The 12,674-nt window shown below is 64.9% G+C and carries 8 protein-coding genes; 3 read left to right on the top strand and 5 right to left on the bottom strand.

Annotation, left to right across the window (positions count from 1 at the left end; all coding sequences use genetic code 11):
• Positions 1–123 precede the first annotated feature (123 nt).
• The 3 genes from IAE24_RS11310 to IAE24_RS11300 form a co-directional block, all read right to left on the bottom strand.
• Positions 124–1,437 (bottom strand): methyltransferase domain-containing protein, encoded by a 1,314-nt coding sequence (locus tag IAE24_RS11310; protein WP_199960310.1) that lies wholly within the window; start codon positions 1,435–1,437, stop codon positions 124–126.
• Positions 1,438–1,521: 84 nt separating this feature from the next.
• Positions 1,522–3,612, bottom strand: coding sequence for a sensor histidine kinase (locus IAE24_RS11305; protein WP_233626161.1), 2,091 nt, complete (start codon positions 3,610–3,612; stop codon positions 1,522–1,524).
• Positions 3,600–5,579, bottom strand: a complete 1,980-nt coding sequence (locus tag IAE24_RS11300; protein ID WP_199960309.1) for a sensor histidine kinase — start codon at positions 5,577–5,579, stop codon at positions 3,600–3,602. Before IAE24_RS11300 ends, IAE24_RS11305 begins: the two co-directional genes overlap by 13 nt.
• A 168-nt stretch (positions 5,580–5,747) precedes the next feature.
• Here IAE24_RS11300 and IAE24_RS11295 point away from each other — a divergent pair, with 168 nt between their 5' ends.
• The 3 genes from IAE24_RS11295 (at position 5,748) to IAE24_RS11285 (ending at position 10,182) form a co-directional block, all read left to right on the top strand.
• Positions 5,748–6,449, top strand: coding sequence for a response regulator transcription factor (locus IAE24_RS11295; RefSeq protein WP_013800907.1), 702 nt, complete (start codon positions 5,748–5,750; stop codon positions 6,447–6,449).
• A 406-nt stretch (positions 6,450–6,855) separates the two neighbouring features.
• Positions 6,856–9,111: an IPTL-CTERM sorting domain-containing protein gene (locus IAE24_RS11290; protein WP_233626160.1), complete on the top strand. Its 2,256-nt coding sequence runs from the start codon at positions 6,856–6,858 to the stop codon at positions 9,109–9,111.
• Positions 9,112–9,234: 123 nt separating this feature from the next.
• Positions 9,235–10,182 carry a bestrophin family protein gene (locus IAE24_RS11285; protein WP_012207174.1) on the top strand — a complete coding sequence of 316 codons (948 nt, stop codon included), beginning with the start codon at positions 9,235–9,237 and terminating at the stop codon, positions 10,180–10,182.
• Positions 10,183–10,272: 90 nt separating this feature from the next.
• Here IAE24_RS11285 and IAE24_RS11280 read toward each other — a convergent pair whose 3' ends face one another.
• Both IAE24_RS11280 and IAE24_RS11275 read right to left on the bottom strand, forming a co-directional pair.
• Entirely contained in the window at positions 10,273–11,388 is a 1,116-nt protein-coding gene (locus tag IAE24_RS11280; RefSeq protein WP_012207173.1) for an acyl-CoA dehydrogenase family protein, read from the bottom strand.
• A 69-nt stretch (positions 11,389–11,457) separates the two neighbouring features.
• Complete coding sequence (locus tag IAE24_RS11275) at positions 11,458–12,639, bottom strand: acyl-CoA dehydrogenase family protein (protein ID WP_012207172.1); 1,182 nt, start codon at positions 12,637–12,639, stop codon at positions 11,458–11,460.
• Between the last annotated feature and the right edge of the window lie 35 nt (positions 12,640–12,674).

Raw genomic sequence — 12,674 nt, 5'->3', positions numbered from 1 at the left:
GGTATAGCTCCGGGTTTTCGATGGCTCCCGGTAGGCCTTGGCGTACAGCGATGAAGTTATGTCCGGCAAAGCGATTTCCGCGCGGTGAGGCTCGCGGGTCATATCACTGCGTCTGCCTTGCGGTCATGCAGGCTTGTTCGCGGTGATCAGAAAGCCCTGTACTGGTGTTCCCGCTTCCATGCGCAGGACCAGTTCCTGTTTACTGGGGACGAGGCCTGCCTGCCTGCATAGCTCTTCTACATGGCTGAGCTTGTGGGCATAGCGGTGCGAGCCTTGGAGCAGCAGATCTGGCCCGTCTTCTGGCGCAGCCTCGCAGGAGAAGATGAAGGAGCCACCTGCCTTGAGAATGCGGGCTGCATTGGGTATCACGGGCTGGAGGTCACCCACGTAAATCAATACGTCGAGACTGGTGAGAACCTCGTATTGCTCTTCCGGGGTGTCGCGTAGTGCCTTCAGCAAATCGACATGATGGAACCGATCGTAGACATTGTGCTGGGCAGCCTGCTCGATCATCGCGAGAGAGCTGTCCACGCCGATCAGATAGCCTTTCATTGGTCCGAGACAGGCACCGAGCAGGCCGGTGCCGCAGCCTAGATCCAGCAGATTGAAGTCTTTGTCCGGGCGCTGTTCAATCAATTGATCTGCCACCAGCTTCGGCAATTGATATTGGAGGCCGCGGACCAGATGCTGGTCGAACTGCCCAGCCATCTTGTTGAACATGGATTGGTGAACTTCCACCGGTTGCCTGGAAGGCACTTCTCCTCTGGCCAGAGTCGCGTAGTAGTCCAGGGTGGGGTCCTCGGGGAATTTTTCCCGCAGCACAAGAATGTCAGGCATAGCTGCCGCAGGCTCGCCGCGGGCCGCACAGGCCTTTATGCGGCCATATCGAAGTTCTGCTTCGTCGGGCCGCTCCAGCACCAGTGTGTCCCATAGCATTGTTGCTTCTGCGTGCTGTTGTGTGATGCTGAGATCCACCGCGAGATAGCGGCGCAGGACCGCATCACCGGGATGCAACTCCAGACCTCGCCGAAGGTGGTTGATGGCCATATCCAGATTGCCCACAGCATGTGCAAGATCCACGACAGCGGCCAGGACCTGCGGGTTTCTGGGTTCGATACGCGCGACTTTCTCCGCCAATTCGATGGCTCGGTCCGTTTCACCGCTGCGTGCACTGTACATTGCGTACTCTAGCAGGCCGGGACCCCACATCGGGGCCATTTCCAGGCAACGCTGGAACGACTCTTCGGCTTTGGCGGGATTGTTTGCCTTGTCGGCCAGCAGTCCTCCCAACATGAATACACGGGCGTCATGAGGCGCTTGGCGATGGGCCTTGTTCAGGGCCTGCGCAGCCTTCTTCAGGTTGCCCTGCATGATCTGTTGGCGGGCCATTTCCAAGAGCTTGCGGTTGATGTCTGCGGGGATGGAGATAGCACTCATGACGAAAGTGTGTGGGTATGACCGGAGAAGGGCAGGGCAGGCGCTGCAACATGCATAGTTGCTGTGCCAGCAGAGAACATTTAATTATCGCGGATTCTTTGTCCGCCCCTGTGCCAGGTTGGGATATGCAGGGGGTGCTGTCCTGCATGAGGTACTTGATAGCGTGAGCGTGAAGCGGGTGCCGCCCTGGTCTGATGGCGCTGCCTGTATGTCGCCGCCGTGCAGGCGCGCAATGCGCCGTGCCACCCACAGGCCCAGGCCGAAGCCGCGGGCCTGGTCCGCGCGGTGACCGCGCTCGAAGCGCTCGAAGATGCGTTGCGCCAGCTCGGGTGCAAGACCCGGGCCCTGGTCGCTGACAGTGAGTTCCAGCCGGCCGTATTCGTCGGTGCGCGCGCGCACGGCGATTTCTCCGGCCTTGGCGTATTTCACCGCGTTGTCCACGAGGTTGGACAGGGCGATGCGGGTGAGCGTGGAGTCGCACTCCCATGTGGCGGGCGCATTGGCGCTGTCCAGGTTCAGGTGGTGGCGGCGTGACCAGTGCACAAGCTGTGCGGCATCATCGACCAGTTCCATGACGGGAGCGCGGTGCAATTGCAGCCGGAAGGCGGGAGCATCCAGGCGGTCGCTGATCAGGCAGTTGTCCACCAGGGCCGTCAGGCGCCTGCAGGCGCGACGGATCTGTGCGGCGCGTTCCAGCTGGGAGTCGATGTCGGGCGAGGGAAAGGACAGCTGCTCGGTGGCCGCGCTGTCCACCACGGCCAGCGGCGTGCGGAATTCATGGTTGACCATGTTGAAGAACTGGCGCTGCTCCAGCCGCAGCGTGCGTTCGCTGTGCAGTGCCGCTTGCAGTGCGTTCTGGGCGCGCAGCAGCTCGGCAGTGCGCAGGCGTACACGCTCTTCCAGCGCATGCTCGGACTTGGCAAGGGATTCGAGCAGCTGTGCCTGGCGTGCCATGGATTCCCGGAATTTCTGGATCAGACCGGCGCCCACGGCCACGGTGATCACGATGTTGACCAGCAAGGTGTTGAGCTGCCAGAACACGCTGGTTTCTATGGTCGGCAGGCTGGTCAGGCCGACATAGGCCGCCGTCACATACAGGCCCATCAGCCCATACATGGTGCTGGGAACCACCATCAGCACATGGACCAGATTGGCACGCTCGCGCAGCAGATTGCTCCATGCCACCACGGCGAACAGTGCGCTGATGGCCCAGGGCGCGCCAACCCCTATCCAGGCCCAGTCCTGGTAGCGGCCCAGCGGTATGCTGGGCAGGCACAGCAGCGGGATGATTCCCAGGGCGAGCAAGGCCCGATCCATGCGCCGCCAGCGTGTGTCGCGTGTCAGCAGCTCGCGCATCTGCCAGGCCAGGGCGGCGGGCAGCATCAAGGTGCCCAGGCTGACGCACAGATGGCCCCAGTGCGCGAGATGGTCGGGCAGCCAGATCTGCAGGTACCCCCGGTCGCTGGCGCCGTGGATCAGCACGGCCATGGCGGCCACGGCCATGGCGGCCAGATTGCGCAGGCGCAGGGCCAGGGCAGCGCCGATGATCAGCAGGGCCAGCATGAGGTTGATGCCCTGGTGGATGCCCGATGCCCATTCCACGGCCGAGAACTGCGTCATCAGACCGCTGCTGCGCCAGAGCGTGGCGTCCAGCTGCATGGGGCTGGAGGTCTGCACGCGCAGGATGAAGGGCTGGCCCGAGTACAGCGGAAACACCAGCTGCCGAACATGCACGCGCGGTTCGTCGGTGGCCGTATCACCGCTGCTGCGCATGCGCCATGCGCCGTCCACGTGCTGGTAGAGCGCAACGCGGTCCAGATAACTGGGCAGGATTTCAAGCCACAGCGGATCGTGCTCGGGGTCTGCCTTGCCGGCTGCGATGTGAGGCGCCTGCACCTTGAGCCAATACACATCGCGCGTATAGCCCTTGTTCAGCGGTGTATCGAGCAGGGTGAAGGCCGTATCGGGCAGGGCTGCCACCTGATCGATGGTGAAGCTGCCCTGGGCATCGACGAGCGCCAGCATGGGCAGGTCCGTGCCCAGCTGCAGGCGCTTTGCCGGCAGGGACTGCCAGGCCGGGCTGAGAATGAAGCAGACCACCAGCACCAGCGAAAACACCAGCCAGCCCGGCAGCGCCAGCCGGTTCAGGATACGCAGCAGGTTCAGGATACGCATGGCGAGGCGGGCTGTGTTGCAGCTGTGGCAAGGCCGCTGTCTTCGGGAATGCTGCTGGGCAGCGTCAGCGTGAAGCAGGTGCCGCCGCCCGCAGCTGGCGTGACCTGCACATCGCCGCCATGCATCTGGGCCACGCGCCGGGCCACCCACAGCCCCAGGCCGAAGCCTCGGGTCTGGTCCGAACGCTCTCCGCGCTCGTGCAGCTCGAAGATGCGCTGCGCCAACTCGGGCGCCAGGCCAGGGCCCTCGTCGCTGACGGTGAGTTCCAGCCTGCCCTGTGCGTCCAGGCGGGCGCATACGGCGATTTCTCCGGCCTGGGCGTATTTCACGGCGTTGTCCACGAGGTTGGACAGGGCGATCCGTACCAGGGTGGGATCGCATTCCCAGGAGGCGGGGACGCCCGCAGTCTCCAGCTTCAGATGGTGGCGGCGCGACCAGTGCACGAGCTGCACGGCATCGTCGATCAGGTCCATCACGGGCACCCGGTCGAGCTGCAGCCGGAACGCAGGCGCGTCCAGTCGGTCGCTGACCAGGCAGTTGTCCACCAGGGCCGTGAGGCGCCTGCAGGCGCGGCGGATCTGGGCTGCGCGTTCCAGCTGGGAATCGATATCGGTGGACGGAAAAGTCAGTTGCTCGGTGGCCGCGCTGTCCACCACGGCCAGCGGCGTGCGGAATTCATGGTTGACCATGTTGAAGAACTGGCGCTGCTCCAGCCGCAGCGTGCGCTCGCCATGCAAGGCGGCCTGCAGCGCGTTTTGCGCATGCAGCAGCTCCGCCGTGCGTGTGCGCACCCGTCCTTCCAGCGCATGTTCCGACCGGGCCAGCGACTCCACCAGCTGCGCCTGCCTGCCCATGGAGTTCTGGAATTTCTCGACCAGGCTGGCGCCCACGGCAATGATGATGAGGATGTACAGCAGCAGCGATTCCAGCTGCCAGTACATGCCTGCCTCGATGTCGGAAGACACCAGTCCCGTATAGGCCGCAGCCACGTGGATGCCCATGACCGTGTGCAGCGTGTAGGGAATCAGCACCAGCAGGTTGACGATGCTGGGACCCTGGCGGAACAGGTTCTGCCAGGCCACCAGCGCACTCAGCAGACTGGCCATCCAGGGCACGCTGACCCCCAGCCAGGCCCATTGCGTGTAGTGCCCCGTCGGTATGCTGAGTACGGCCAGCAGCGGTGCCACGGTCAGCAGCACCAGCATGCGATCGATGCGGCGCCAGGCCGTGCCGCGCGTCAAGGTCTCGCGTGCCTGCCAGGCAAAGGCGGCAGGCAGCAGGAAGACGCCCACGCTCACCCAGACATCCGCATGCGGCGCCCAGGGCTCGGGCAGCCAAAGCTGGGCATAGCCGCGCACATTGGCGTTGTGGGTCAGCACCACGAAGGCCAGCAAGGTCATGGCCATCAGGCTGCGCATGCGCAGGGCCAGGGCCGCGCCCGCGATCAGCAGGGTCAGCACCAGATTCACACCCTGGTGCACGCCCGATGCCCACTCGACGCTGGACAACCAGGCCATCAGCCCCGTGCTGCGCCAGACCGTAGCGTACAGCTGCATGGCGCTGCTGGTCTCGATGCGCAGTACAAAGGGCTGGCCAGCGCGCAGTGGAAACACCAGCTGGCGCACATGGATGCGCTGAGCCATGGGCACGGTGTCACCGCTTTCCCTCGCCTGCCACAGGCCGTGCGCCTGCTGGTAGAGCGTGACCCTGTCCAGATAGGTGGGCGTGATCTCCAGCCACAGCGCATCGTTGTCGGCCAGCCCGCTTGTGGGCGCAAGGGCAGGCGCGGCAACCCTCACCCAGTAAGCATGGCGGGTATAGCCCTCGTTCAGAGGCGTGCGCCGGGTTTCGAAGGCATCATCGGGCAGGGCCGCGACCTGTTCAATGGTCATGCTGCGGCCCGCATCGGCAAGCACCTGCATGGGCAGGTCCTTGCCAAGACGCAGTCCCTTGTCAGGGGGAGGCATGGACGCCGGGCTCAGCACGAAAAATGCAAGCAACCCGAGCGAGACCATGATCCATGCAATAAATGTAAATTTTTGTGTGTTTCTCTGAACTGTGAGCATTCGAGAGTGTTCGTGCATGGCGGCGGACGTTCGCCCCAATGAAAATCCGCGCACCAATAGGCAAACATCATGCAGCAGACACTAGAGCCATCGATCGAGTTCACCGTCGCCGTCGTAGAGGACGACGAGGATATTCGTATCAATGTGTGTCGATTTTTAACAAAGTCTGGCTTGCATGCCTGGGGCACGGATTCTGCAGAAGACTTCTACATAAAGCTACTGCGCGAGAAGGCAGATCTGGTCGTCGTCGACCTGGGCCTGCCCGGCGAGGACGGCCTGAGCCTGGTCAAGCGCCTGGCCGAGCAGGAGATTCCCGTCGTGGTGCTCACGGCACGCGGCGATCTGGACAGCCGCATCGCCGGCCTCAATGCCGGCGCCCTGCAGTACTTCGTCAAGCCCACCGACATGAACGAGCTCGTGGCCGGCATCCGCTCCCAGCTGCGCCGCAACACGGGCCAGCCGGCCCGGGCGGCGGCACCTTTCCTGACCTGGCGCCTTGACCCCCTGTCGGCCTGCATGGTCGCGCCCAACCACCAGATCATTGCCCTGACCAGTCGCGAGCTGGAATTGCTCGGCTGCCTGATGGCAACCCCCGGAACCATGGTGGCCAAGCAGACCTTGATCGAGACCATGGGATACGCCGATGTGGATGACGGCTTCCACCGCATCGAATCGCAGCTGACGCGGCTGCGCCGCAAGACCCTGGATATCTCCGGGCTGGCCCTGCCGGTGAGGGCAGTGTTCGGCCGAGGGCTGGTGTTCGTGCCTTAGGCGCCTTTTTCTTCTCCATTTCAGTTTTTTGAACCGCAGCCGTCCGGGCATGCGGAAGGGATTCGTTCGCCCATTTTTTTGCTGCAGAAGCGCGTGCGCGCGCTTGGGCGGCTTGGTGCTGGCTGCGTGCGCAGGCGGACGGCGTGGCCGTCGGAGTTTTCAACCGTGATCAAACACACATGAAGAGAGGAATGGTATGGCGAGACAGAGTTTGCATATCCGGCCCGCAGGGCCGCGCATGAAGGCCTGGAGGCAGGCCAGAAGTCTGGTTGCAGCAGGCACCCTGGCAATGGTGGGTGCAGTTGCGCAGGCGGCATTTCTGAATGGGGACTTCGAGGCAGGGGACCTGACTGGCTGGACCCCCCAGGCCTGGACCAACAATGGCACCCAGGCCAATCCGAAACGCTTGAGCGAGTTGCGCCTGCAGCCACCTGGCACCAAGTCCCATCTGGTCGAAATCGCCAGCGGCTCGGAAAGCGCCGCAGACGAAGTCCTGTTCCGGGGTGACGCTGGCCAGTCCGCCCTCAAACTGACTTTGGCAGGCTCCCACTCTGCCCGTATCAACCTCAAGGCGAACAGCGCCACCCCAGCCAGCAACGTGATACCGCGGTCCAGCAAGGTCACGGGGGGACTCGCCGGCTGGACCCAGCAGGTCAATACGGCAAGCTCCATCACCCAGGAAGTGACGCTGACTGCAGATGACATCGACCAGGACGGCAAGATCCACATCCGATTTGTCGCGGCGCCCGTGCTTGAGTACGCCAGCAATCACGGAGGCGAGGATCGCCCCTACTTTGCCATCTCGCTGGTCAAGACCTATGACGCCCAGACCTCCACGGATCTGACGGGCTCGCCCCAGGAGTTGTTCTTCAAGTACCACTACGGCGGCGAGCCGGGAGCACCCTGGAAGACCTTTACCGACAAGGGCGGTGCCATCCAGAACTACACCGACCCTCAGGCCTACGATGTCGCACCCGGCAATGCCTACCTGCGGGTAGGCGACAAGGTCAGGCTGCAGGCCGTGGCCTCGGCCTGCAGTGCCGGTGGCCACGCAGGCCATCTGTACGTTGACAACTTCGGCACGACCCTGCCCAAGACACTGTGGATCAGCGCGTCCGGGCCTGTCAGCGCGCCCAAGGCGGACGGCACGGAGATCACCTACACCTATACCTATACGAACAACGGCAGCACCCCGGTGAACAACGTGAAGGTCACGCCCGCGATGCCCGTGGGCACGGATGCGGGCATCAGTCCGACCACGTTCGTGTCACTGGCCGGCGATGGCGGCGCTTGCACGGCCCCGGCCGTGGGCAGTTCAGACCCTGCCCAGTGCGACTTTGGGACCCTGGCACCCGGGCAGTCGGGCACGTTCACGATGACCGTGAAGGTTCCTTTGGGCACGCCGTCAGACCAGATCAACAACGGCAACTACACCATCGGAGGCGACCTGACCTCGACCCTGCTCGGTGCCATGGTGCAGACCCAATTGCTGGCTCCCGCGGCGAGCAGCGACATGGTGCCTGATGTCTCCGGACTCCCGCCCACCGCCGTGGTCGGCGTGCCCTACACCGGCAGCTTCTCCTGCAAGAACGATGGTGCAGCCAGCGCAGGCCAGGCCATCTGCGATGCCTCCGGTCTGCCCCCTGGCGTGACGGCAGGCCAATGCACGATAGACGGCGCGGCCTGGATGCAGCCCGGCGTGGTGCCTGCGGGCAAGACGGTGGTCTGCCAGGTCTCTGGTACACCGACGGGTCCAGGCGGCAGCTCGACGGCCACGGTGACCACGGGCGGCGACAACGACCTGACCCCGGGCAACAACACGACCACGTCGAACATCGCGGTCACCACAACGCCGGACATGCAGATCAATCTGAGCGGACTGCCCCCCACCTCGCCGCTGAACATTCCCTATAGCGGCAGCTTCACCTGCAGCAACCAGGGCCTGGCCAACGCCGTGAGCGGCACCTCCTGCGCCGTCACCGGCCTGCCGGCTGGCGTGACGCAAGGCGCATGCTCCATCAGCCCCGGCAATGCCGCGTGGGTGGCGGGCAATGCAGTGCCGGTGGGAGCCACGGTCACCTGTCAGGTGAGCGGTACGCCCACGGCCGCAGGCTCGTCCACGGTCACGGGCACCACGGGCGCAACGGATGATTCGAATGCGGCGAACAACACCGCGACCATGAATGTGTCCACCGTTGCAGTGCCCGACATGGGCGTCGATCTGAGCGGCCTGCCGACCGCGTTCACGGCCGGCACGCCCTACAGCGGCAGTTTTGTCTGCAAGAACCTGGGTTCGGTCGATGCATCGGCAGGCACCTCGTGCGCAGTCACGGGACTGCCCGCCGGTGTGAGCCAGGGAGCGTGCCGCATCAGCCCTGCCAATGCAGCCTGGTCGGCAGGTGATGCCGTACCTGCGGGCGCCAGCGTGACCTGCACGGTCAGCGGAACGCCCAGCTCCGTGGGAGCCGTGACACTGACGGGCAGCACCGGTGCGACCGGAGATGCCAACCCGGCCAACAACACGGCTTCCCGCGCAGTGGCAGGGGCCGTGTCGCCGGCCTCCATCCCCACGCTCTCCGAATGGGGCCTGATCCTGATGTCCGGCCTGATGGGCATCATGGGCTGGGGCATGGCGCGCCGCCGCCGCGCCAACCCGCTGTGACCGGCAGTCGGTCGTGACACAGGGCGCCCTTCGGGGCGCCTTTTTTTTCATCTGGGCGCGGCCGCAGCCAATTGACTTGCTCAATGTGTGATCGAATAAGGGTTTATACCTAGCGATATCCCCATGATCGTCCGTGATCGCCCCGCCGGCCTCAGGCTGTTTCTGATTTTGCGGGGCTCGGTGCTCCAGCGTATTCAGGTCACGCTGCTCGTGAACATCGTGTTCGCCGCCATCATCACTCTGGTGCATGGCAACCTGTTCGACGTCAAGATCACGGTGACGCCCATCCCTTTCACGCTGATCGGCCTGCCGCTGGCCATCTTCCTGGGCTTTCGCAACAACACCGCCTATGACCGCTACTGGGAAGGGCGCAAGCTCTGGGGCGAGATGGTGATCTGCGCGCGCACGCTGGCGCGCCAGTGCCAGAGCCTGATCGTCATCGACGGCGATCCGGACCCGGCCCGGCGCAGCAGCGATGTGCGCGTGCGCATGGTGCACCGGGCGATCGCCTTTGCGCATCTGCTGCGGACGCAGTTGCGAGGGCTGCACGAGGATGTGGCCGCAGGCCGCTGGCTGGTGGACAAGGAATGGCGCCAGCTCCAGGGCCTGCCGCTGGAGCAGCGCTGCGACGCACTGATGATGTCCATGGGCCGCGATCTGGCGCAGTGCGTGCGCCGCGGCGAGATGGACCCCTGCCTGGCCGCGTCCATGGACAAGACCTTCACGCGCATGACGGCGGCAGCCGCCTCGTGCGAGCGCATCCGCAACACGCCCATGCCGTTCTCCTATGCGCTGCTGCTGCACCGCACGGCCTATATGTACTGCTTTCTGCTGCCGTTCGGCCTGGTGGACACGACCGGGTTCATGACGCCCTTTGTCGTGGCCATCGTGGCCTACACCTTCTATGGGCTCGACGCCCTTGGCGATGAACTCGAAGAGCCCTTTGGCCTGGAGAGCAACGACCTGCCGCTGGACACCATCTGCCGCTCCATCGAGATCAGCCTGGGCTGCACGCTGGGCGAGACGGATCTGCCGGCACCGCTCAGGCCGGAGGGCTACCGGCTGACCTGAGGCGGCGGGCAGACATGGGCAAAGGCCCATGAAAAAAGCCCCGCAGTTTTCTGCGGGGCCTGGTGCGGTGCGGCGCGGTGAGGTCAGGCCTCAGGCAAACACGCCTGCCGTGTCCTGCATCTTCGCGGAGACGATGCCCAGGTGATGCAAGGTGTCACCGCCCGTCATCTCCATCTGCGTCAGGCGCTTGAAGTAGTGGCTGCCCGCGTACTCGTCGGTCACGCCGATGCCGCCGTGCAGCTGCACCGACTGCTGGCCGACAAAACGCAGCGACTGGCCCAGCTGGACCTTGGCGCGCGCGATGGCCACGTGGCGCTCGGCATCGGCCGCGCTCATCTTGAGGCTGGCGTAATAGCTCATGGAGCGGGCCAGCTCCAGCTGCATCTTCATGTCGGCCACGCGGTGGCGCAGGGCCTGGAAGCTGGCGATCACCGTGTTGAACTGCTTGCGCTGGTTCATGTACTCGGTGGTGAGCTTCAGCGTCTGCTCCATGGCGCCCACGCCTTCGGCGCACAGCGCGGCGTTGGCGGCGTCCTGGGCCAGCGTGAGGGCGGCCAGGCCATCGGCCGTCACCAGCGTGGCGGGGGCCGCCTGGCAGCGCAGCTCGGCCGCGCGGCTGCCGTCCTGGGTGCGGTAGCCCTGGGTGCTGACGCCGCTGGCGCCGCGCTCCACCAGGAAGAGGGCGATCTTGCCGTCCAGCTGGGCCGGCACCAGAAAGGCGTCGGCCGCGTCGCCTGCGGGCACCACGCTCTTGGTGGCGTCCACCGTATAGCCGCTGCCGCTCTTGCTGGCCTTGGCGGCACAGACATCGAGGCGGTAGCGGGCCTGGCGCTCCTGGTGTGCCAGCACGACCAGGGCCTCGCCGCTGGCCACGCGCGGCAGCCACTGGCCGGCCACGGAGGCGTCGGCGTGCTTGCCGAGCACGCCGGCGGCCACAAAGGCCTGCGCCAGCGGCTCCATCACCAGGCCGCGGCCCAACTCCTCCATCACCACCATCACGTCGGTGGCGCCCAGGCCCAGGCCGCCGTGCTCCTCGGGCACGGTCAAGGCCGTCAGGCCCAGTTCGGCCAACTCGCCCCAGACCTCGCGCGAAAAACCGCCCGCCTCGACGATGGAGCGGCGGCGCTCGAAGGTATAGCCCTTGTCCACCCAGCGGCGCACGGCGTCGCGCAGTTGCTGCTGGTCATCCGAAAAATCAAAGTCCATTTTCTGTCTCCCGAAGCTGATCGAAGCGCGTCCGGCGCACTTCCGGGTTCAGCGAAACTCCAGCCAAAATCAGCCCAGCACCGTCTGAGCGACGATGTTTCTTTGCACCTCGTTGGAGCCGCCGTAGATCGTCGTCTTGCGCATGTTGAAGTACGTCGATGCCAGCGGCGCGTTGTCCACCACGCCGCCGGGGAAGTCGCCCTGCCAGCCGGCTTCCATGGCTTCTTCGATGAAGGGCAGGCTGAAGGGGCCGGCGGCCTGCATCATCAACTCGGAGTAGCGCTGCTGGATCTCGCTGCCCTTGATCTTGAGCAGGCCGGCGATGTCCAGCGGGTTCTTGCCCGATTTCTCGGCCGACAGCACGCGCAGCACCAGCATTTCCAGCGCCACCACGTCGACTTCGAGCTTGGCGATCTCGTCGCGGAAACGCTGGTCCTCGTAGACGCCTTCGGCCTTGGCGATGCGCTTGAGGCGCTCCAGCTCGCGCTTGGCGCGGTTCACGTCGGCGATGTTGGTGCGCTCGTGGCTCAACAGGTGCTTGGCGTAGGTCCAGCCCTTGTTTTCCTCGCCGATCAGGTTCTCGGCCGGCACCTCGACGTTGTCGAAGAAGACCTCGTTGACCTCGCACTCGCCGTCCAGCAGCTTGATGGGGCGCACGGTCACGCCGGGGCTCTTCATGTCCACCAGCAGGAAGCTGATGCCGGTCTGGGGCTTGCCCTCGTTGCTGGTGCGCACCAGGCAGAAGATCCACTCGCCGTACTGGCCCAGCGTGGTCCAGGTCTTCTGGCCGTTGACGATGTATTTGTCGCCCACGCGCTCGGCACGGGTCTTGAGGCTGGCCAGGTCCGATCCCGAGCCCGGCTCCGAGTAGCCCTGGCTCCACCAGACCTCGCCGCTGGCAATGCCGGGCAGAAAGCGCTGCTGCTGCTCGGGCGAGCCGTAGGCCATGATCACGGGCGCCACCATCACGGGGCCGAAGGGAATGATGCGCGGGGCGCAGGCCAGGGCGCATTCCTCCTCGAACAGATGCTTTTGCACGGCGGTCCAGCCGGGGCCGCCGAACTGCTTGGGCCAGCCGTAGCCCAGCCAGCCTTTCTTGCCAAGAATCTTGGCCCAGTTCTGCAGGTCGTCGCGTGTCAGGCGCAGCGAATGGCGCACCTTGTGCGCGATGTCCTGGGGCAGGTTGGCCCGCACCCAGGCGCGGACTTCCTCGCGAAAGGACTGTTCTTCAGGGGTAAATGCCAGGTCCATGGACTGTGTCTCCTTCAATCCCGGCTTTTGTAGCA

The organism is Delftia sp. S65 (assembly GCF_016516495.1).
GTDB lineage: Bacteria > Pseudomonadota > Gammaproteobacteria > Burkholderiales > Burkholderiaceae_C > Comamonas > Comamonas acidovorans.
This window is presented reverse-complemented; position numbering and strand designations above follow the sequence as displayed.

What these genes read in the sequence shown, in the direction of transcription:
- IAE24_RS11310 (WP_199960310.1), bottom strand. Translation starts at nt 1,437, where the DNA reads ATGAGTGCTATCTCCATCCCCGCAGACATCAACCGCAAGCTCTTGGAA.
- IAE24_RS11305 (WP_233626161.1), bottom strand. Translation starts at nt 3,612, where the DNA reads ATGCGTATCCTGAACCTGCTGCGTATCCTGAACCGGCTGGCGCTGCCG.
- IAE24_RS11300 (WP_199960309.1), bottom strand. Translation starts at nt 5,579, where the DNA reads ATGCCTCCCCCTGACAAGGGACTGCGTCTTGGCAAGGACCTGCCCATG.
- IAE24_RS11295 (WP_013800907.1), top strand. Translation starts at nt 5,748, where the DNA reads ATGCAGCAGACACTAGAGCCATCGATCGAGTTCACCGTCGCCGTCGTA.
- IAE24_RS11285 (WP_012207174.1), top strand. Translation starts at nt 9,235, where the DNA reads ATGATCGTCCGTGATCGCCCCGCCGGCCTCAGGCTGTTTCTGATTTTG.
- IAE24_RS11280 (WP_012207173.1), bottom strand. Translation starts at nt 11,388, where the DNA reads ATGGACTTTGATTTTTCGGATGACCAGCAGCAACTGCGCGACGCCGTG.
- IAE24_RS11275 (WP_012207172.1), bottom strand. Translation starts at nt 12,639, where the DNA reads ATGGACCTGGCATTTACCCCTGAAGAACAGTCCTTTCGCGAGGAAGTC.